General features: G+C 64.3%; 17 protein-coding genes and 1 other RNA gene. 1 reads left to right on the top strand and 17 read right to left on the bottom strand.

Going from position 1 to position 20,078, the window contains the following annotated elements; all coding sequences use genetic code 11:
• Positions 1 to 37 precede the first annotated feature (37 nt).
• From ftsA to mraZ, 15 genes are all read right to left on the bottom strand, one after another.
• A complete protein-coding gene (gene ftsA / locus JG746_RS16315; protein ID WP_010910249.1) occupies positions 38 to 1,345 on the bottom strand; it encodes a cell division protein FtsA in 1,308 nt (435 codons plus the stop codon).
• Positions 1,342 to 2,283: a cell division protein FtsQ/DivIB gene (locus tag JG746_RS16310; protein WP_202359059.1), complete on the bottom strand. Its 942-nt coding sequence runs from the start codon at positions 2,281 to 2,283 to the stop codon at positions 1,342 to 1,344. Before JG746_RS16310 ends, ftsA begins: the two co-directional genes overlap by 4 nt.
• On the bottom strand, positions 2,271 to 3,197 hold the full coding sequence (locus JG746_RS16305; protein ID WP_202359058.1) for a D-alanine--D-alanine ligase: 927 nt from the start codon (positions 3,195 to 3,197) through the stop codon (positions 2,271 to 2,273). Before JG746_RS16305 ends, JG746_RS16310 begins: the two co-directional genes overlap by 13 nt.
• A 471-nt stretch (positions 3,198 to 3,668) precedes the next feature.
• Positions 3,669 to 4,634 (bottom strand): UDP-N-acetylmuramate dehydrogenase, encoded by a 966-nt coding sequence (gene murB, locus JG746_RS16300; protein WP_202359057.1) that lies wholly within the window; start codon positions 4,632 to 4,634, stop codon positions 3,669 to 3,671.
• On the bottom strand, positions 4,631 to 6,031 hold the full coding sequence (gene murC / locus JG746_RS16295) for a UDP-N-acetylmuramate--L-alanine ligase (protein WP_202359056.1): 1,401 nt from the start codon (positions 6,029 to 6,031) through the stop codon (positions 4,631 to 4,633). The genes murB and murC overlap by 4 nt, the downstream gene beginning before the upstream one ends.
• Positions 6,028 to 7,155 carry an undecaprenyldiphospho-muramoylpentapeptide beta-N-acetylglucosaminyltransferase gene (murG, locus tag JG746_RS16290; RefSeq protein ID WP_202359055.1) on the bottom strand — a complete coding sequence of 376 codons (1,128 nt, stop codon included), beginning with the start codon at positions 7,153 to 7,155 and terminating at the stop codon, positions 6,028 to 6,030. Before murG ends, murC begins: the two co-directional genes overlap by 4 nt.
• A 1-nt stretch (position 7,156) precedes the next feature.
• Positions 7,157 to 8,308: a putative lipid II flippase FtsW gene (ftsW, locus tag JG746_RS16285; protein ID WP_202359054.1), complete on the bottom strand. Its 1,152-nt coding sequence runs from the start codon at positions 8,306 to 8,308 to the stop codon at positions 7,157 to 7,159.
• The gene (gene murD, locus JG746_RS16280) at positions 8,308 to 9,708 is read right to left on the bottom strand and encodes a UDP-N-acetylmuramoyl-L-alanine--D-glutamate ligase (protein ID WP_202359053.1); all 1,401 of its coding nucleotides are present in this window, start codon (positions 9,706 to 9,708) and stop codon (positions 8,308 to 8,310) included. The genes ftsW and murD overlap by 1 nt, the downstream gene beginning before the upstream one ends.
• Before the next feature lie 9 nt (positions 9,709 to 9,717).
• The gene (mraY, locus tag JG746_RS16275) at positions 9,718 to 10,800 is read right to left on the bottom strand and encodes a phospho-N-acetylmuramoyl-pentapeptide-transferase (protein WP_096447448.1); all 1,083 of its coding nucleotides are present in this window, start codon (positions 10,798 to 10,800) and stop codon (positions 9,718 to 9,720) included.
• 23 nt (positions 10,801 to 10,823) lie between these two features.
• Positions 10,824 to 12,257: a UDP-N-acetylmuramoylalanyl-D-glutamyl-2,6-diaminopimelate--D-alanyl-D-alanine ligase gene (locus JG746_RS16270; protein WP_202359052.1), complete on the bottom strand. Its 1,434-nt coding sequence runs from the start codon at positions 12,255 to 12,257 to the stop codon at positions 10,824 to 10,826.
• On the bottom strand, positions 12,254 to 13,708 hold the full coding sequence (locus JG746_RS16265) for a UDP-N-acetylmuramoyl-L-alanyl-D-glutamate--2,6-diaminopimelate ligase (protein ID WP_202359051.1): 1,455 nt from the start codon (positions 13,706 to 13,708) through the stop codon (positions 12,254 to 12,256). The genes JG746_RS16270 and JG746_RS16265 overlap by 4 nt, the downstream gene beginning before the upstream one ends.
• A gap of 54 nt (positions 13,709 to 13,762) precedes the next feature.
• Positions 13,763 to 15,472, bottom strand: coding sequence for a peptidoglycan D,D-transpeptidase FtsI family protein (locus tag JG746_RS16260; RefSeq protein WP_202359050.1), 1,710 nt, complete (start codon positions 15,470 to 15,472; stop codon positions 13,763 to 13,765).
• Complete coding sequence (ftsL, locus tag JG746_RS16255; protein ID WP_202359049.1) at positions 15,469 to 15,864, bottom strand: cell division protein FtsL; 396 nt, start codon at positions 15,862 to 15,864, stop codon at positions 15,469 to 15,471. The genes JG746_RS16260 and ftsL overlap by 4 nt, the downstream gene beginning before the upstream one ends.
• Positions 15,865 to 15,868: 4 nt before the next feature.
• Positions 15,869 to 16,885, bottom strand: a complete 1,017-nt coding sequence (gene rsmH, locus JG746_RS16250) for a 16S rRNA (cytosine(1402)-N(4))-methyltransferase RsmH (RefSeq protein WP_202359048.1) — start codon at positions 16,883 to 16,885, stop codon at positions 15,869 to 15,871.
• Positions 16,882 to 17,340, bottom strand: coding sequence for a division/cell wall cluster transcriptional repressor MraZ (gene mraZ / locus JG746_RS16245; RefSeq protein ID WP_056582893.1), 459 nt, complete (start codon positions 17,338 to 17,340; stop codon positions 16,882 to 16,884). Before mraZ ends, rsmH begins: the two co-directional genes overlap by 4 nt.
• A 409-nt stretch (positions 17,341 to 17,749) precedes the next feature.
• Here mraZ and JG746_RS16240 point away from each other — a divergent pair, with 409 nt between their 5' ends.
• Positions 17,750 to 18,865: a cystathionine gamma-lyase gene (locus tag JG746_RS16240; RefSeq protein WP_202359047.1), complete on the top strand. Its 1,116-nt coding sequence runs from the start codon at positions 17,750 to 17,752 to the stop codon at positions 18,863 to 18,865.
• 241 nt (positions 18,866 to 19,106) lie between these two features.
• Here the strand turns inward: JG746_RS16240 and JG746_RS16235 are convergent, their stop codons facing one another.
• Both JG746_RS16235 and rnpB read right to left on the bottom strand, forming a co-directional pair.
• Positions 19,107 to 19,463 (bottom strand): type II toxin-antitoxin system ParD family antitoxin, encoded by a 357-nt coding sequence (locus tag JG746_RS16235; protein ID WP_244730890.1) that lies wholly within the window; start codon positions 19,461 to 19,463, stop codon positions 19,107 to 19,109.
• 166 nt (positions 19,464 to 19,629) lie between these two features.
• An RNA gene (gene rnpB, locus JG746_RS16230) (RNase P RNA component class A) lies at positions 19,630 to 20,029 on the bottom strand.
• Between the last annotated feature and the right edge of the window lie 49 nt (positions 20,030 to 20,078).

The following is a 20,078-nucleotide window of genomic DNA, read 5'->3' as shown; positions in this document are numbered from 1 at the left end:
TCGCCGCCGCGGCCGCCTATGGGGCTGTCCCCGTCAATTAGAAACTGTCTCTCAACCACTGACTCATGCGATGCAGTTTTCCACCCGTTCCGGTCATCCTGAGACCGGAAATACCTTTTGCAGGATGGCTCTCGAAACTCGCCATCTGCGGATAGATCAGAAGCCCGACGGCGGCCGAGAAGGCCGGCCCCTTCGCTGCTTCGGGCAGGCCCGCCACGCCAAGCGGGCGGCCGATGCGTACATTGCGCCCCAGGATGCGGCGCGCCGCCTCCGGCAGGCCGGCCAGCTGGCTGGCGCCGCCGGTGAGCACGACGCGCTTGCCGACGGCATTGCCGTAGCCGGACTTGTTCAGCCGGTCGCGCAGCAATTCGAGCGTTTCGTCGATGCGGGCGCGCACGATGCGAGTCATCACCGAACGCGGGATCTGCAGCGGCACGTCGCCATCGTCGCCGATCGGCTGGATCGAGACCAGGTCGCGGTCGTCCGCGCTGCCCGGCAGCGCCGAACCATGCATGACCTTCAGCCGTTCGGCGGCGTCGAGCGAAGTCGAAAGCCCCTTGGCCATGTCCAGCGTGACGTGGTTGCCGCCAATGGCGATGGCGTCGCCATGGACGAACTTGCCTTCCGAAAACACCGAGATGGTCGTCGTGCCGCCGCCCATGTCTATGCAGGCGGCACCCAGCTCCAGCTCGTCGTCGACGAGTGCCGCCAGCCCGCTGGCATAGGGCGTCGCCACCATGCGCTCGACCGACAGATGCGAGCGGTTGATGGAGAGCTCCAGATTACGCATGGGCGCCGCGTCACCCGTCAGCACATGCATGTCGACGCCAAGCGCGTCACCGACCATGCCGCGCGGATCGCGCACGCCGCGCTCGGCATCGAGCGAGAAGCCGACGGGCAGCGAATGGATCACCTCGCGCTCTGCCTTGAGCGCTTGCTTGGCGCCGGCGCCCAGCACGCGCTTGATGTCGGCTTCGTCGGCCTCGTGGCCGCCAAGATTGATGGTCGCCGAGAAGGCTTCGCTCTTCAGCCGGCCGGCGGTCATGTTGACGATGAGCGAATCGACCGTCAGCCCCGCCATGCGCTCGGCGGCGTCGACGGACAGGCGGATGGCATGCTCGGCCCGGTCGAGATCGACGACCACGCCCGACTTCACGCCTTGCGACTTCTGATGGCCGATGCCGATCACCTGGATCCGGTGCGAGCGGCCGCGCAACAGCTTGCCGTCATCGTTCGGCTTGAGCTTGGCCACCATGCAGCAGACCTTGTTCGAGCCGACATCCAGCACCGTCAGAGTGCCGGACCGGCGCGACGAGGCATCGCCTGAACCGCCAAGCCAGCTCATATCTTCGTCTCCGACTTGCGCTTGAGGGTCTTCGGCTTCTCGTTGAGCGCGGCCTCGCGCTGCGTCGCCGCTTCGGGCGTCAGCTCCACGACCAGCCGGTCTGTCAGGCGCATGTCGACAGCAGCGATGTCGCGCGACAGCAAGCCCTTGTCCTTGTCCATCTTGACCAGTTCGGCGAGCGCCTGGTCTTCCTCGTCCTCGGGCAGCTTGACGGTGATGCCGTTGTCCAGCTTCAGGTCCCAGCGGCGATCGCCAACGCGGATATAGCCTTTCACGCGGGTCGCCAGGTCGGGGTATTTTTCCACCTTGGCCAGGAAGTCAGGCGCCTTGGCCGGCGCGCCTTCGCCGATCAGCAGCGGCAGCAGCACCTGCTTGCCGCCGGAGAACGGCGCGATGACAGCGCCATCCCTCTGGATGACCGAGAGATCATTGCCCTGCTGCCAGAGCGCGAAAGCCTCACGCTCCTCGACACGCACTTCCAGCGTATGCGGATAGACCTTGCGCACCGCCGCCATTTCGATCCAGGGCAGGCCGGAGATACGCTCACGCGCGGCCTCGGCGTCAAAGCCGATCAGCGAGGTCCAGCCGTCGAGTTCGAGCCTGTCGAGAATGTCGATCTCGGAGGTCTGCCGGTTGCCGACCACCTTGACCTGATCGACGGCAAAGCCGGTGCGGGCGGTGATGCTCTGGATGATGCCGTCGGCATGGCCGCCGAGATAGGCGCCATAGGCGCCGCTCGAAGCGAGCAGCACCGCCGACATCATCGCGGCGGAGAACCGCGGCACTTCGAATTCACCATCGCCCAGGCGCGCCAGGATGCGCACCGGGCGACGAAGCAGGCGTGGCAGCACGAAATGGCCTGACGACAGCGACAAGCCGAACAGCGACGGCCCGGCCGCGCCCTTCCCCTTGCCTTGTCCCCAGTTCAACGCAGACACGAAGCGTCCTCCACCATCCAACTCAACAACTCACCAAACGAATGCCCGGCATGGGCAGCGATTTCAGGCACCAGAGACGTCGGCGTCATGCCCGGCTGAGTGTTGACCTCGAGCCATACAACTTCGCCATTTTCGGAGTGACGATCGTCATAACGGAAGTCCGACCGGGAAACGCCCCGACAGCCGACAGCTTGGTGAGCCTTGAGCGCCAGTGTCTGTATTTTTTGGTAAATATTCGGTGAAACTTTTGCGGGGCATTCGTGTTTTGATCCGCCCGCGACATATTTTGAATCGTAATCGTAGAAGGAATGGCCGGTCGGAATGATCTCGCAGACGCCGAGCGCCACATCGCCCATGACGGCGCAGGTCAGCTCGCGCCCATGGATGTAGCGCTCGACCATGACGGTATCGCCATATTTCCACTCGGACGACCCGACGACCTGCGGCGGATGCGACTGCCCCTCCGACACGATGACGACGCCGAAGCTCGACCCCTCATTGACCGGCTTGATCACATAGGGCGGCTTCATCGGGTGCTTGTTCTGGATGGCGAAGCGATTGGTAACCTTCGATTCGGCGACGGGAACGCCGACCGATTTGACGATCTTCTTCGCCTGTTCCTTGTTCATGGCGAGCGCCGAGGCGAGCACGCCGGAATGGGTGTAGGGAATGCCGAGATATTCGAGGATGCCCTGGATGGTGCCGTCCTCGCCAAAGGGGCCATGCAGCGCATTGAAGGCAACGTCGGGCTTGAGCTCGGCAAGCACGGAGCCGACATCGCGCCCGACATCGACGCGGGTGACCTGATAACCCTCACTCTCCAGCGCATCGGCACAGGCCTTTCCGGAGGACAGGGACACGGGCCGCTCGGACGAAAAGCCTCCCAGCAGGACGGCCACATGCTTGCTTTTCATTCCCCGTCACCCCCTCTCACGGCGGACCAAAAACCAAGATTTCCGCAACATTGAGTCCGAGTCTCCCGGCAGGTTGCCCCCCCAGACGGAAAACGCGGGTAACGCGTCGAACGACTCAAATCAGGAAACGCTTTTAAGCAGAGAATCAGAGAGTTGATTCACTGGCAAGTGCTTATGAATCCGAGAGATTCACTTTGTGAGAAAATGGCTGCGAAAACCGCGTCGCTGAGTCTTTACAGCAACGGTTTTGCGCGTTTTGCGAGCGCGTTGAAGTTCATGCATCACATGAACTTCGTGAACGCCGAAGGTACCTTGAGATTCAGTTCAGGCCGAGTCGAAAACGATGGCCTTCGAGAACCGGAGCGGAGCGGACATTCGGGTCCGTGAGCACCGTTCTACTGCGACGCAGTAGAACGGGGAAGCGGAGAAGGCCGTCGTTTGCAGGCCGGCATCACCTGAATATCAGCGTAACTAGAGGAGCTGCCCCAAAAACTCCTGGACGGCATGGCCGGGTCGGAAATTGCCGATGCGCTTGATCTCCCAGTGCAGCCGGATGCCCGAATGTTCGAGCACGCGGGCGCGCACCGTCTCGCCGAGATATTCGAGATCATAGCCCGTCGCCGTTCCGGTGTTGATCATGAAATTGCAATGCATCGGCGACATCTGCGCGCCACCGATCATCAGGCCGCGGCAGCCCGCCTTGTCGATCTCCTTCCAGGCCGACGTGCCTTCCGGATTCTTGAAGGTCGAGCCGCCGGTCTTCTCGCGGATCGGCTGTACAGTCTCGCGGTGGTTCTGCACGGCATCCATCGCCGCCTTGATCGTGGCCTGGTCCTCGGCAAAGCCCTCAAACACCGCCGACGTGAAGATCAGCCCGGCAGGGGCGGACGAATGGCGATAGGCATAGCCCATCTCGGCATTGCTCAGCGTCTGGACATTGCCGTTGCGGTCGAGCGCGCGCACCTCGACGACACGCTCGCGCGTCTCGACGCCATTGGCGCCGGCATTCATCCTCAGTGCCCCGCCGATGGCGCCCGGAATGCCGTGATAAAAATGGAAGCCGCCAATGCCGGCCTCGAGCGCAAGGGCCGCCACGCGCTTGTCGGGCGTGGCGGCGCCCGCCTTGATCCTGATCGGCGAAACGATCTCGGCCTCGCCAAAGCCCTTGGCCGAAAGCCGGATGACAAAGCCCGGAATGCCGCCGTCGCGAACCAGAAGGTTCGAGCCGACGCCGACAATGGTCAGCGGTATCTCCTCGGGAACCGCGCGCAGGAACGCGGCAAGGTCTTCCTCGTCGGCCGGCTGGAACAGCACCTCGGCCAGGCCGCCGGCGCGGAACCAGGTGATCTTGTCCATCTCGGCATTCGGCGTGAGCCGGCCGCGCAGGCCGGCAAGCCGGTCGCCGAGTTTGTCGATCAGGGCCTGGCCGTGCATCATGAGGCGGCAAGCTCCTTTGGCAGAGCATAGGCCCATTGGGTGATGTTGCCGGCGCCGAGGAAAACGACGAAGTCGCCGGGCTTGGCGAGATCGCGAATGATAGGCGCGATCGCCGTCGGTCCCTCTATATAGCGCGCGTCGCGATGCCCGCCGGCGCGGATGCGTGACACCAGCTCATCCGAGGTGACGCCGTCGATCGGGTCTTCGCCGGCGGCGTAGACCGGGGCGACCATCACCGTGTCTGCGTCGTTGAAGCAGGCGGAGAACTCGTTGAACAGATCGTGCAGCCGGGTGAAGCGGTGCGGCTGGGCAATGGCGATGACGCGGCCTTTGGTGGCGCTGCGCGCGGCCTTGAGCACGGCCGAAATCTCGACCGGATGGTGGCCGTAGTCGTCGAACACGTCGACGCCGTTCCAGGATCCGGTGAGGGTGAAGCGGCGCTTGACGCCGGCGAAGGACGACAGGCCCTTCTTGATCGCCTCGGCGGACAGGCCAAGCTCATGCGCGACGGCGATTGCGGCGGTGGCGTTGGAGACATTGTGACGGCCGGGCATCGGCAGGCGCAGGCCTGAAATCGTGCTCTGGCTGCCGGTCTTGCGGTCGCGGATAATCACGTCGAACTCGGAGGTGGCGCCCGCCATGCGGTGGTTGGTGAAGCGCACATCGGCCTGCGCGTTCTCGCCATAGGTGATGACGCGGCGGTCCTCGATGCGGCCGACCAGCGCCTGCACTTCCGGATGGTCGGTGCACATCACGCCGAAGCCGTAGAACGGCACGTTCTCGACGAACTGACGGAACGCCTCGCGCACCTTGTCGAAGCTGCCATAATGGTCGAGATGCTCGGGATCGATGTTGGTGACGACGGCGATTTCGGCCGGCAGCTTGAGGAAGGTGCCGTCGCTCTCGTCGGCCTCGACCACCATCCATTCGCCGTCGCCCATGCGGGCATTGGTGCCGTAGGCGTTGATGATGCCGCCATTGATGACGGTCGGATCGAGCCCGCCGGCTTCCAGCAGTGTCGCCACCATCGAGGTCGTTGTCGTCTTGCCATGCGTGCCGCCGATGGCGACGGCCTGGCGGAAGCGCATCAGCTCGGCCAGCATCTCGGCGCGGCGCACGATGGGGAGCAATTTTTCCCGCGCGGCCTTCAGCTCCGGATTGGATTTCTTGATCGCGGTCGAAACGACCACCACCTCGGCACCGCCGAGATTCTCGGCCTTGTGGCCGACGAAGCATTCGATGCCCTTGTCGCGCAACCGCTGCACATTGGCGCTGTCGGCCTGGTCGGACCCTTGCACCTTGTAGCCGAGATTGTGCAGCACCTCGGCGATGCCGCTCATGCCGATGCCGCCAATACCGATGAAATGCACAAGGCCGATGGTCTGCGGCATCTTCATGCTTGCGTGCCCTTCCTGAAATCCGAAACGGTTTTTTGGGACGCAATAGCCTCTGTGAGATCGGCGAGCAACCGTGCCGCGTCCGGCCTGCCGGCCGATTTCGCGCCCGCGGCCATCGCCGCCAGCCGCTCAGGCTTGTCCATCAGCCCGCCAATCAGGGTTGCGATGCGCTCGGGCGACAGTGTCGATTGCGGGTGAACCTCGCCGCCGCCGGCAGCGGCAAGGGCCGCCGCGTTCGCCGCCTGGTCATGGTCGAGCGCATAGGGATAGGGCACCAGCAGCGCCGGCCGGCCGATGACGGCGATCTCCGAGACGGTCGAGGCGCCGGAGCGCGAGATCACCAGATGCGCCGCCGCCATGCGCGCCGCCATGTCGGTGAAGAAGGGCGAGACCTCGACGGCGACGCCAAGCGCGGCATAGGCCGCCTTCACCCGCGCCACGTCGTCCGCGCGGGCCTGCTGGGTGATCACCAGGCGCTTGCGCTGCGCGTCGGAAAGCAGCGCGATGGCGCCCGGCATGGCATCGGAAAAGAACTGGGCGCCCTGGCTGCCCCCGAACATCAGCAGGCGGAACGGCTCCTCCCCGGTCGACGCCGCATAAGGCGTCTTGGCTGCTTCCAGCACAGCCGGCCTGACCGGATTGCCCGTCGTCACCGTCTTGGCGCCCGTGGCACTCGTATCCTGCGGCAGGAAGCCGCCGGCAATGGCATCGACGCGGCCGGCCAGCGCCCGGTTGGCGCGCCCCATCACCGCGTTCTGCTCATGGATCAGCGTCGGCACCTTGCGCCGCGTCGCCGCATAGAGCGGCGGCAGGGTCGGGTAACCGCCAAAACCGACCACCGCATCCGGCTTGATGCGGCCGATAATAGCGGAGGCCTGGCGCACGCCGCGCCAGATTTTCCAGAACGCGCCAAGCACGGCGATCGGATTCTTCGAGCCCATCGTCGCCGACTGGATCGGATGGACGGCGGCAGCCGGGAAATGACCGGCGAACCGCTCGGCGCGGTCGTCGGTCGCCAGATGCACCGTCCAGCCGCGCTCGTTCAGCTCGTGCGCCAGCGCCTCGGCCGGAAACAGATGTCCGCCGGTTCCGCCCGCCGCGAGAAGGATGACACCCCTCGCCATGTCACTCCGCCGGCAAGGCGCGCTGCGGCAGCGCAAAACCCATCTGCTTGCGCTTCTCCGGCCGCTTGCGCGTCAGCGCCAGCACCATGCCCATCGAGATGGCGATGGCGATCTGCGAGGAGCCGCCATAGGAGATGAAAGGCAGCGTCATGCCCTTGGCCGGCACCAGCTGCAGGTTGACGCACATGTTGATGACGGCCTGCAGGCCGAACACGGTGACGAGACCGCCGACCGCATAGCGGGTGAAGTCGTCATGTTCCTTCAGCGCCGTGTTGAGGCCGCGCAGCACGATGAAGGCGAAGATCGACATGATGAAAAAACACATGATCAGCCCGAATTCCTCGCCGGCGACCGAGAAGACGAAGTCGGCATGGCTGTCGGGGATGACCCGCTTGACCGTGCCCTCGCCAGGACCGACGCCGAACCAGCCGCCATTGATCAGCGCGTCGCGTCCCATGTCGACCTGGAACGTGTCGCCCTCGCCGGTAAGGAACTTGTCGATGCGCAGTGCCACGTGCGGAAACACCGTATAGGCGGCGAAGACGCCGCCGACGCCGGCCGCGCCCAGCACGATGATCCACAGCCAGGGCAGCCCCGCCATGAAGAACATGATGCCCCAGGTGCCGGTCGTCAGCATGGTCTGGCCGAGGTCCGGCTGCGCCACCAGCAGCGACACGACCAGCACCAGCAGCAGCATGGCGAACAAATTGCCCGGAATGTCGGGCTGGCGCTTGTGTTCGGCGAACAGCCAGGCGCACATGATGACGAAGGCCGGCTTCAGGAACTCGGACGGCTGGATCGACAGGCCGGCGAGCGAAACCCAGCGCCGCGCGCCCTTCACCTCGACGCCGACATAGAGCACCGCCACCATCAGCACCAGCATCAGGCACAGCATGATCAGCGACATGCGCCGGATCTGCCGGGAATCGAGGAAGGACACGGCCAGCATCACGCCGAGCGCGGGCACGGTGAAGATGATCTGCCTTGTGGCGAAGTGGAAACTGTCGAGGCCGATGCGTTCGGCCACCGCCGGGCTGGCGGCAAAGGACAGGACGATGCCCAGCCCCATCAGCGACAGGAACGCCGCCAGGAACCAGCGATCGATCGTCCACCACCAGGTTGCGACAGGACTTTTGTCGAGACGGCTCTGCATTATCGTGCCCCTCCGATGGGTTTGACGCCATCTATAGCGCTCGCAGCTTGCCTGAAGGCTTCGCCGCGAACTTCGAAATTCTTGAACTGGTCGAAACTGGCGCAGGCCGGCGACAACAGCACCACCACTTCGCCGCTGTCGTCCTTGGCCGCATCATGCGCGGCATGCTCCACCGCCGCCGCCAGCGTGCCCGAGATCTCGTAGGGCACCGCCTCGCCCAGCGTCGCCGAAAAGGCGGGTGCCGCCTCGCCGATCAGATAGGCCTTGGCGATGCGGGGGAAGAAGCCGCGCAGCGGCTCGATGCCGCCTTCCTTGGGCAGGCCGCCGGCGATCCAGTAGATGCGCGGAAAGCTCGACAGCGCCGGTGCTGCCGCATCCGCATTGGTCGCCTTGGAATCGTTGACGAACAGCACGTGGTCCTTGCGGCCGACCTGCTCCATGCGGTGCGCGAGACCCGGAAAACTTTCGAGCCCCGACTGGATTTCGCCGAGGTCGAGCCCGACCTTGAGGCAAGCGGCGACCGCGGCAAGGGCGTTCTGCGCATTATGCTGGCCGCGCAGTGAGCCGATGCCCTCGAGGAAGGCGACCTTGCTGTAGCGGCCGTGCACGGCCTCCATCAGATTGGTGCCGTCGGCGAAATAGCCGTCGGTCAGCGGCAGCCGCTTGGAAATGCGGATGACCTGCCGCCCTGCCCGCTCCAGCCGTTCGGCGATCTGCGCGCACCAGGAATCGTCGATGCCGATGATCGCCGTCTCGCTGCCGGCCACCAGCCGCTCCTTGATCGAGGCGTAGTGCTGCATGGTGCCGTGGCGGTCGAGATGGTCCGGCGTCAGATTGAGCAGGATGCCCGCCGTTGGATTGATCGAGGGCGCGAGGTCGATCTGGTAGGATGAGCACTCGACGACATAGTGGCGATCGGGGTTCGGCGGATCGAGCGTCATCACCGCGCGGCCGATATTGCCGCCCATCTGGGTGTCGCGGCCCGCCGATTTGAGGATATGCGCCGTGAGCGCCGTCGTCGTCGACTTGCCGTTGGTGCCGGTGATGGCGATGAAAGGCGCCGTCGGGGCTTGCAGAATCCGCTCACGGCAGAAAAGTTCGATGTCGCCGATGATCTCGACGCCGGCGCCCTTCGCCAGCTCCACCGTCCAATGCGGCTTGGGATGCGTCAGCGGCACGCCTGGCGACAACACGAAGGCGGAGAAAACAGCCCAGTCCGCCCCCCGCAGATCGGCGGTGGCGATACCGGTGGCGGCCGCCTTGGCGACGCTGTCGGGATTGTCATCCCAGGCCAGCACCTGCGCGCCGCCCTCGATCAATGCCCGCGCGGTCGCGATCCCCGAGCCACCGAGCCCGAAGAGCGAAACATGCTTGCCTGCGAAGGATGCGGCGGGGATCAAGGAGGCTTCCTATCTCAGCTTCAGGGTTGAGAGGCCGACCAGCGCCAGGATGACGGCGATGATCCAGAAGCGGATCACGACCTGGCTCTCGGTCCAGCCGAGCTTTTCGAAATGATGGTGGATCGGCGCCATCAGGAACACGCGCTTGCCGGTCATCTTGAAGTAGCCGACCTGGATGATGACCGACAGGATTTCCACGACAAACAATCCGCCGACGATCACCAGCACGATCTCGTGCTTGGTCGCGACCGCGACGGTGCCGATCAGGCCGCCCATGGCCAGCGAACCGGTGTCGCCCATGAAGATCGCCGCCGGCGGTGCGTTGAACCAGAGGAAGCCGAGGCCGGCGCCGATGACGGCGCCGAGCACGACCGCCAGTTCGCCGGTGCCGGGAACGAAATGGATCTGCAGATACTCGGCGAACACCGCGTTGCCCGAGAGATAGGCGATGACGCCGAAGGACGCCGCCGCGATCATGATCGGCACGATCGCCAGACCGTCGAGGCCGTCGGTGAGGTTCACCGCATTGCCGGCGCCGACGATGACGAAGCAGGAGAACGGGATGAAGAACCAGCCGAGGTTGACGATGAATTCCTTGGCGAAGGGGAAGGTCAGCGATGACGAGAACGGCGCCTGGCCGTTGTGCATGATCACCCAGGCGGCGATGCCCGCGATGATGAATTCGAGCCCCAGCCGCGCCTTGCCGGAGAAGCCCAGATGCGACTGCTTGGTCACCTTCAGATAGTCGTCGTAGAAGCCGATCGAGCCGAAGCCCAGCGTCACCAGAAGCACCACCCAGACATAGATGCTCGACAGATTCGCCCACAGGAGCGACGAGCCGATGATGCCGGACAGGATCATCAGCCCGCCCATGGTCGGTGTGCCGGCCTTCTTGAAATGCGTCTGCGGCCCGTCGGCGCGGATCGGCTGGCCCTTGCCCTGGCGAAGCCGCAGCGAATTGATGATGGTCGGCCCGAAGATGAAGACGATCAGCGCCGAGGTGATCAGCGCCCCGCCGGTGCGGAACGTGATGTAGCGGAAGACATTGAAGACCGAGATCTTGTCCGCGAAATCGACCAGCAGTGTAAACATGCGCTTTCGTCCCCCGACTTGACCTAGGTCAGTTTGCTGGTTGTCGTTTCAGCCGGATATTTGCCCAGCAGCGCATCGACCAGTTTTGCAAAACCGATGCCCTTCGACGATTTGATCATCACCACGTCGCCCGGCTTCAGCGCGGCAAGCAGCACCGGCTTCAATTCCTCGACGCCGGCGCGGTATTCCGTCTTGATGTCTTCAGGCAGCGCTTCCGCCAGCGCCCGCATTTCGGGACCGCCGAGAAAGACTGTCTGCGTGCCGGTGCCGACGATGAGATCGGCAAGGGCGACGTGCAGCTTCGTCGAATGGTCGCCGAGTTCCAGCATGTCGCCGAGCACGGCGATGCGGCGCCCCTCGCCCGTCACCGGCGTCGCGTTGAGCAGCGCCATCGCCGCCGCCATCGAGGCCGGATTGGCGTTGTAGCTCTCGTCGATCAGCGTGATCGGGCCGCCGGGATGCCGCAACACATGGCGTTTGCCGCGGCCGCGCTCGGCCGAGAGATCGTTCAGCGCGATTGCCACCTTGTCGAGATCGGCGCCAACCAGCTGTGCCGCGCCCAGAACCGCCAGCACGTTCTGCACCATGTGCCGGCCAGGTGCGCCGATGCGGGCGATCATGTCATGGCCGCCGATCCTGGCGGCGATGTCGGAATGGTCGGCGTGCAATTCGCATTTGGTCAGTTTGAAGGTCGAGCGCGCATTCTCGCCGAAGCCGTAGACATGCTCGACGCCGGCGGCATGCGCCATCTTGTCGAGAAGCTTGAAACGCGCATCGTCGCGGTTGAGGACGGCGGCACCTTCGGGCTCCAGCCCTTCAAAAATCTCGGCCTTGGCCTTGGCGATCTCGTCGAGATTGCGGAAGAAACCGAGATGCGCCGCCGCGATGATGGTGACGATGGCGACATGCGGCCGCACCATCTTCACCAACGGCCGGATCTCGTCGGGATGGTTCATGCCGATCTCGAAGATGGCATAGTCGCAATCCTCGGGCATGCGCGCGAGAGTCAGCGGCACGCCCCAGTGGTTGTTGAAGGACTGCGCCGAGGCATGCACCTTGCCGACGGCCGACAGCACATGGCGCAGCGCTTCCTTGGTCGTGGTCTTGCCCGCCGAACCGGTGACCGCGATGATCTTGGCCTGGGAGCGGGCACGCGCCGCGACGCCCAGCTTTTCCAGTGCGACCAGCACATCCTCGACGACGATGATCGGCGCCGTCAGCCGGCCGAGCGAAGGCAGCTTGCCTTCTGCCACCACCAGCACGCCGGCGCCGGCCTTGATGGCGGCGGTGGCGAAGTCATGGCCATCCATCGCCTCGCCCTTGATGGCGAAGAAGGCGTCACCCGGCTGCAGGCTGCGGCTGTCGATCGAAATGCCCGATATGCCTTCCGGCATAGGCCCGAGCGGCCGCCCGTCCATGGCGGCAACCAGCGCCTCGGAGGTCCACAGCAAACTCATGCGGCACGCTCCCGAAGCGCCGCGCGGACTTCCTCGTGGTCGGAGAAATGCAAGGTTTCGGAGCCGACCGTCTGGCCTTCCTCATGACCTTTGCCGGCCACGATCAGCGTGTCGCCTGCATGCAGCATGCCGACAGCCTCGTGGATCGCCTTGCGCCGGTCGCCGATCTCGATGGCGCCTGGGGCGGCGGCCAGAATGGCGGCGCGGATCATTTCGGGCACTTCGGAGCGCGGATTGTCGTCGGTGACGATGACGACATCGGCAAGCCGGGTCGCGATCTCGCCCATGATCGGTCTTTTGCCCCGGTCGCGGTCGCCGCCGCAGCCGAAGACGACCATCACGCGGCCGGTGGTGAACGGCCGCACAGAAGCCAGCACGTTTTCCAGCGCGTCGGGCTTGTGGGCGTAGTCGACATAGACCGGCGCGCCGCTGGCGGTGGTGCCGACGAGGTCGAGCCGGCCCGGGGCACCCTTGAGTTTCTCCAAGGACATCAAGGCCTTGGCGACAGGTGTTCCGGTGGAAATGGCAAGTCCCGCCGAAACCAGCGCGTTCGAAATCTGGAAATCGCCGGCCAGCGGCAGGTCGATTTCGTAGAGCACGCCCTCGGCCTCGACCTCGGCGCGCTGGCGATGGCGTTCGTGCTCGACCCGCTTCAGCGTGAGGAAATCGCCATGGCGGCCAACCGTCAGCACCTTGAGCCCGGCAGCCTGTGCCGCCTGGATGGTCGGCGCCGACCACGGATCGTCGGCGAAGATAACGGCCGGCGCGCCCTTCGGCAGCAGTGTGTCGAACAGGCGCAGTTTGGCTCGATGATATTCCTCGACCGTCGGGTGATAATCCATATGGTCGCGGCCGAGATTGGTGAAGCCGCCGGCGGCGAGCTTCACGCCATCCAGGCGGCGCTGGTCGAGCCCATGACTGGACGCTTCCATTGAGGCATGCGTCACGCCGGCATCGGCCAATTCCCGCAGCAATTGGTGCAGGGCGACCGGATCGGGCGTGGTCAGCGAGCCATATTCGTTGCGGCCGGGCGCCACCACGCCGGTGGTGCCGATAGAAGCCGCGGCATAGCCCGCCTGCTCCCAGATCTGCCTGGTGAAGGCGGCGACCGAGGTCTTGCCGCTGGTACCGGTCACCGCGACCATGGTCTGCGGCTGCTTGCCGAAATAGCGGGCGGCACTCAGCGCCAGCGCCAGGCGCGGATCATCGACCGCCAGCACCGGAACCGGCAGTCCGGCGATGGAACCGCCCTTTCCTGCCACGACCGCCAGCGCGCCGCGCTTGGCCGCGTCGGCAGCATAGGCCGCACCGTCCGCCTTGGTTCCGGCGAGCGCAAAAAAGACGACGCCCGGTTTTACCTGGCGGGAATCGGACGAAATCCCGGTTACCTCCAGATCGGCGGAAGCTGTTCCTTCGACTGGCAGGATACCGGCTAGATCTCTGAGCTTCATCGAGTTCCGTTCACCGCAATAAAATAGCGCGCAGTCGCCGGCGCGCCCTAAGAATCACTCATAGGAAACCAACGTTGCACCATTTTCATGGCTGAAATCTGGTTTCACGCCAAGCATGGCCGCCGAACGCCTGATGATATTACCCGCCATGACCCCCGCATTCGCGGCCGCGACGTCGGTCATCCCAGGCTTTTCCGGGTGCGGAGCATCGGCAATCGTAAACACCAGATATTGCGGGTCGTCCATCGGGAAGGCGGCGACAAAGGTGTTGAAATTCAGTTCTTTAGAGTAGCGGCCGTTGATGACCTTCTCGGCCGTTCCGGTCTTGCCGCCAACGCGGTAGCCAGGCACTCTGGCGTTTCTGGCCGAGCCCTTCTCGGCATTGAGCGAATAGAGGTAGCGCATGCCCTCGACCGTCTTTTCGCTCACAACTTTCTTGGCGGTGGCCATCGCTTCTTCCTGCGTACGCACCAGGAAGGTAGGATTCATAAGGAAACCGCCATTCATCAGCGCCGCGCAGCCGACAGCCGCCTGCAGCGGCGTCGTCGATACACCATGGCCGAAGGCGATGGTGAACGAGTTGACCTGTTTCCAGATCTTCGGCTCGGTCGGGCGGGCGACTTCAGGCAGCTCGGTCTGCATCCTTTCCAGAATGCCGAGGCGATGCAGGAATTCCCGGTGCCCCTCGATACCGACCAGTTCGGCCTCCCTGGCCGACCCGATGTTGGACGAATAGAGGAACACTTCAGGCAACGACAGCACACGGTTCTTGCCGTGGAAATCGTGAATGGCCTGATGGCCGACCCGGATCGGGTGCGAGGCGTCGAAACGACTGTTCATCGTCGCCTTGCCGGAATCGAGCGCCATGGCCGAGGTGAAGCTCTTGAAGGTCGAGCCCATCTCATAGAGGCCCGCCGACATCCGGTTCAGCCGGTCCTTTTCCTGTGCATTGTAGGGATTGTTTGGATCGAAATCCGGCACCGAGGCCATGGCCACCACTTCGCCGGTCTTGACGTTGAGCACGACGGCGCCGGCGCCGAGCGCGCGGTAGCGCTCGAGGCCGGCGGCGATCTCGTCGCGCACCACATGCTGGACGCGCAGATCGATCGACAGCTTCACCGGCTTGAGATCCTTGGCCACCGCCAGGCCCGACGCCTGCAGGTCGCTCAGGCCCTGCTCGTCGATATATTTCTCCATGCCGGAGATGCCCTGATTGTCGATGTTGGTCAGGCCGACAATGTAGGACGAGGTTTCGCCGCTGGGATAGAAACGGCGCTTCTCCGTGCGGAAGCCGAAACCGGGAATGCCGAGCTGCATGATGTCGGCCTGCTGCTTTGGCGTCAGCTGCCGCTGCAGCCAGACGAAGCCGGCGCCGCTCTTGAGCTTGTGGTAGGTCTGCTCGTAATCGATCTCGGGCAGCACGGTCGACAGCTTCTCGATCGCCTCGTCGGCATCGACGATGCGGCGCGGCTCGGCGAACAGCGACGCCGTCTTGATGTCGGTCGCCAGCACTTCGCCATTGCGGTCGACAATATCGGGCCGCGAGGCGGTGATCCGGCTCTGCGGGCCGCCCGACAGGTCAGGCGTCTGGAAACCGAGATAGACCAGCCGCCCGGAAATGGTCGAGAAGATGCCGAAGAACACCGCCATCGTCATCACGATGCGGGCCTTCCCCTTGCCGCCGGTCGCCTTGCGGGCGCCCTCGACGACGATCGATCCGTCTTCACCCGTCCTTGCGCGACGCTTCAGCAATTTGCCGATCATTGGGCGATGCCTCCGGTCACGACGGGATCCTTGCCGTCCGCGGGCGCCTTGTCGGAATTGTCGGCCATGCCGCCCTGGCGTCCGTTCAGAATGTCCTGGATGTCCAGGGCCTTGGCCGGCAGGTCGCTCAAGCCGACGATCTGGCGCGCGCTGACCGGCTCGAGCGCAAGCTGCGACTTGTATTGTTCGGCGAGCTTCTGCAGCCGCGACGGCTGGGTGAGCAGGCTCCAGTCGGCCTTGAGGAGGTCGATCGTCTCCTCCTCATAGCGTATCTGGTTATGGATTTTCTGCACCGCCGCCAACTGGTCCTCGGCCTCGCGCTTGGTCTTGTAGGTTAGGGCCGCCGCCGAAACCATGACGGCGATCAGGACAATGTCGCTGGTACGGAACACGTGCTTACCTCTCCCCCGGCGGGTTGATGCCGGGAAGCTTTGGAAGGCCGAAAATCGAAAAGTCGCCGGCGCGCGCCGGTGCCTCGGTGCGGATCGCCGCGCGCAGCCTGGCCGAGCGGGCGCGTGGATTGGCCGCGACCTCGGCGTCATCAGCCGTCACGCCGCCGCCGGCCTTGCGGAAGGTCGCGGTGCGCGCATGCGCCTCGGGCAGGTGACGCGAGCCAGTGGCGACGTCGGCCCGGTCGGCGATGAAGCGCTTGACGATGCGGTCTTCCAGCGAGTGGAAAGTCACCACGACGAGCCGTCCGCCGGGCTTCAACGCGCGCTCGGCGGCGAACAGCGCCTTGGCCAGTTCGCCGAGTTCGTCGTTGACGTAGATGCGTAGCGCCTGGAAGACGCGGGTCGCCGGATGGATCTTGTCCTTCGGCGCGCGGCCGATATGCGTCTCGATGGCGTCCGCCAGTTCGAGCGTACGCTCGAACGGCCGCTTTTCACGGCGCGCCTCGATCATGCGGGCGATGCGCCCGGCATGTCGCTCCTCGCCGAGAAAGCCGAAGATGCGGGCGAGATCACCGGGCTTGAAGCTGTTGACGACATCGGCGGCGCTGAGGCCCGACTGCGCCATGCGCATGTCGAGCGGCCCATCGAAGCGGAAAGAAAAGCCGCGCTCGGCCTGGTCGAGCTGCATGGAGGAAACGCCAATGTCGAGCACGACGCCGTCGGCGCTCTCGACATGTTCGTCCAGCGTCGAGAACGGCGCCTGCACCAGTCTCAGCCTGCCGCCCGCTTGCGCCTCGAGATCGCGCCCGGCCGCGATCGCATCGGGATCGCGGTCGATCGCCACGACCGAAGCGCCCGTCGCCAGAATGGCCCTGGTGTAGCCGCCGGCGCCGAACGTGCCGTCGATGATGATGTCGCCCTCCTCCGGCGCCAGTGCCTCGAGCACTTCGCCAAGGAGGACCGGAATGTGGCGGACCGGTCCGCCAACGGCGTTCGTATCATCGCCGTGGCCCACCGTCATTCCGGTCGCTCCCCAGGCTTCGTCCCCTGCCGAAGCTGCAAAAGCCTGGCCCGCGCCTGCGCCCCATAGGCCGCAAGCCGTCCCGGCTCCCAGATCTGAAAGAAATTGCCGCGCCCGACAAACGCCACCTCCGCCGAGATGCCGGTATGCTCGCGGATGAAATCGCTCATCGTGATGCGGCCGTCCTGGTCGAGTTTCAGGAAGGTCCCATCGCCATGACAGAAGAACGACATGTCGTCCGCCGTCTGCAGGAAGGGATCTTCCAGCGCAATGCGCTGCTCGTAGCGATCGAGCAGATCGAGCCCGCCGACATCCATCGCTGGCAGGTCCAGGCAGCGCAGTGCGTAGAGTTCCGAATAGCCGCGCTTCTGCACGACGGCGCGGAAATGCGCCGGAACGGACACCCGTCCCTTCGCATCGATCCTGCTCACCGTGTTCGACAGAAACCGGTCCATTAAACGTTACAGCCGCTTGCGCCGCCGCACCCCTCTTCATTGTCTTGCACGCGCCACCGCCGCGCGTTCCCTGCCCCGTATCAGCCTCGCCCGCACGGGCAAAAACCGGCAAACGCGCAGCCGCCGCGGCTGCCCGATTGGCGTACGCTTTACCCTGACGCGGAACGAAGGCTTTGATGTCTTGATGGGATATCATGGGGTACTATGGGCGTCAACGGGAATGGGCTTCACAAACACGCGCAGCGCGACCAATCCGAGCAGCCGTTACGGCACGTCTCGTCTTTATGGATCATTAAGCCTAACGAAGCGTTTAAAGCCCTCTGGCCCAAAAGACTTGGGCTTGCCGCAAATCATCCGCCCGCATAGCGTCGAGCGGCGTCTTCCGCCCAAAAAAGCAAGGATCGAGCTCATGTCCGAGACGGCAAAGTCACGCGCCGCCGAACTGTCCCATTTGCGCAGCCGCGACTTCGCCAGCGGCGATCCGATCCCCTTGCCGCTGACCATGGCCTCGATCTTTCACACGCCGGGTGCCGAGACCGGTGTCGATCAATATGGCCGCTACGACAACCCGACCTGGCGCGCCGTGGAACACGTGCTCGGCCATCTGGAAGATGCGCAATGCGTGAGTTTTCCCTCCGGAATGGGCGCGATTTCGTCGGTGTTTTTCGCGCTGCTGAAATCGGGCGATCGCGTGCTCCTGCCCTCGGACGGCTATCACGCCACGCGTGCGATGGCCGAACGCTTCCTGAAGCCGCTCGGCATCACCTGCGACGTCAGGCCGACGCCGACCTTCCTCGATGGCGGCTTCGAAGGTTATTCACTGGTTTTCGTGGAAACCCCGTCCAACCCGCGGCTGGACATCTGCGACATCTCGGCCATCGCCAAGGCTGTCCACGAACAGGGTGGGATCCTTGTCGTCGACAACACGACGATGACACCGTTCGGCCAACGTCCGCTCGATTTCGGCGCCGATATCGTCGTCTCCGCCGACACCAAGGCGGTCAACGGCCACTCGGACGTGCTGTTCGGCCATGTCGCCAGCCGCAACGCCGACATCGTCACCAAGGTGACGGACTGGCGCAGCATTGTTGGCGGCATTCCCGGACCGTTCGAAGCCTGGCTGGTGCATCGCGGCCTCGAAACACTGGAGGTTCGCTTCGACCGCATGTGCGCGTCGGCCGAAACGATCGCGCAACGGCTGAAGCAACATCGCGCGGTGCGTGGCCTGCGCTTTCCCGGCCTCAACGGCGACCCATCGCACAACCTTGCCCACACCCAGATGGAACGCTTCGGCTTCCTCATCTCCTTCGAACTCGCCTCGGAGGAGAAAGCCGAGGATTTCATCAACAATTGCCCGCTGATAGAGGCCGCGACCTCCTTCGGCGGCGTCCACACCTCGGCCGAGCGGCGCTCGAAGCGAGGCGATGCGGTGCCGCCGGGCTTTATCCGCCTCTCGGTCGGCTGCGAACCGGTGGAGGAGCTCTGGAAAGCGATTGAGGTGTCGCTGGACAGGGTCAGCGGTTGAAGCCTTGGACGTGACGTCCTCGAGATTGACCAGCATCAGCGCCGCCCCTCATCGCCCTGCCGGGCACTTCTCCCCGTATAGAGACGGGGAGAAGGATGCTGTCACTGGTGATTTCGCCAACTACCAACGTTGAAGAAGGCATGCCGACATCGAAGCGCTCCCTTCTCCCCGTCACTAAACGGGGAGAAGGTGCCGGCGGCGGATGAGGGGCAGCGCCAACCTCCGAGGCGATAATTCTGTATCACTTCTGAAAGTCGCCGGCCTCGGTCACCGCGACATATTTGGTCCGCAAGCGGTCCATGAATTGAGGCCCGTCCACCATCGTCTCAAAGCCATTGAACAAGCTGTGCTTACGTGCCTCGGCCTTGATTTCATCCATCGATGCAAATCGACCCGGCCCACTGTCGATGCCTTCCTGCACCAGTCTGCGCAACTCCTCGATCGTATAGCCGAAGAGATCGCGGCGGTCCTTCCATTGCCGCAGCGCATCGCGGATCACTTCGCTCGCCGAGGCATATTCGCCGGCAGCAACCACATCGTCCACCGCTTGCGCCAGTTCCGGCGACAGCGTGATGCTGCGTTTGTCGACCTGTCCCATGATAGGCTCCCGATATCGTCCTCGAACCATGGTACGATTTAATCGCACCAGGTTCAAGCATCGGCCCGTCACCAGACCACCAGGGATTGGCCAGAGAAGCTTGAATCGGCAGGCGCGCCCGAGGGCGCAACCTGCTGATCTCAAAAGATTTTCCTTCAGGGAAGAAACTGCCAGCTGGCCTGTAAGCCGGGTTCTGTATGGCCCTCGCCCCTTGCGGGACGAGAACGTGGCGGCCATTCATCTTGGGCGCATGTTGCCATGCGCCTCACGCAACCTACCCGGACGGTGAGCCGGAAACAGCCCTCGAGGGTTTCCCCTCGCACCGCCCCTATTCGGTTTTGCTCCCGGTGGGGTTTACCGTGCCGCTCCTGTTGCCAGTCGCGCGGTGGGCTCTTACCCCACCCTTTCACCCTTACCCCGACAAAGTCGTGGCGGTTTGCTTTCTGTGGCACTTTCCCTGGGGTCGCCCCCGCCGGCCATTAACCGGCACCGTGTCTCCATGGAGCCCGGACTTTCCTCACTCGCGGCCTTTCGGCGTTTGCGAGTGCGGCCGCCCAGCCAGCTGGCTTGGCGTATAAAGGGGTTCAGCCGGGAAAACGCAAACGAAAAAGCCGG

It is taken from the genome of Mesorhizobium sp. 113-3-3 (genome assembly GCF_016756495.1).
Classification (GTDB): Bacteria; Pseudomonadota; Alphaproteobacteria; order Rhizobiales; family Rhizobiaceae; genus Mesorhizobium.
Note: the sequence above shows the minus strand (reverse complement) of the source record. Positions and strands in the feature narration are given on the sequence as shown.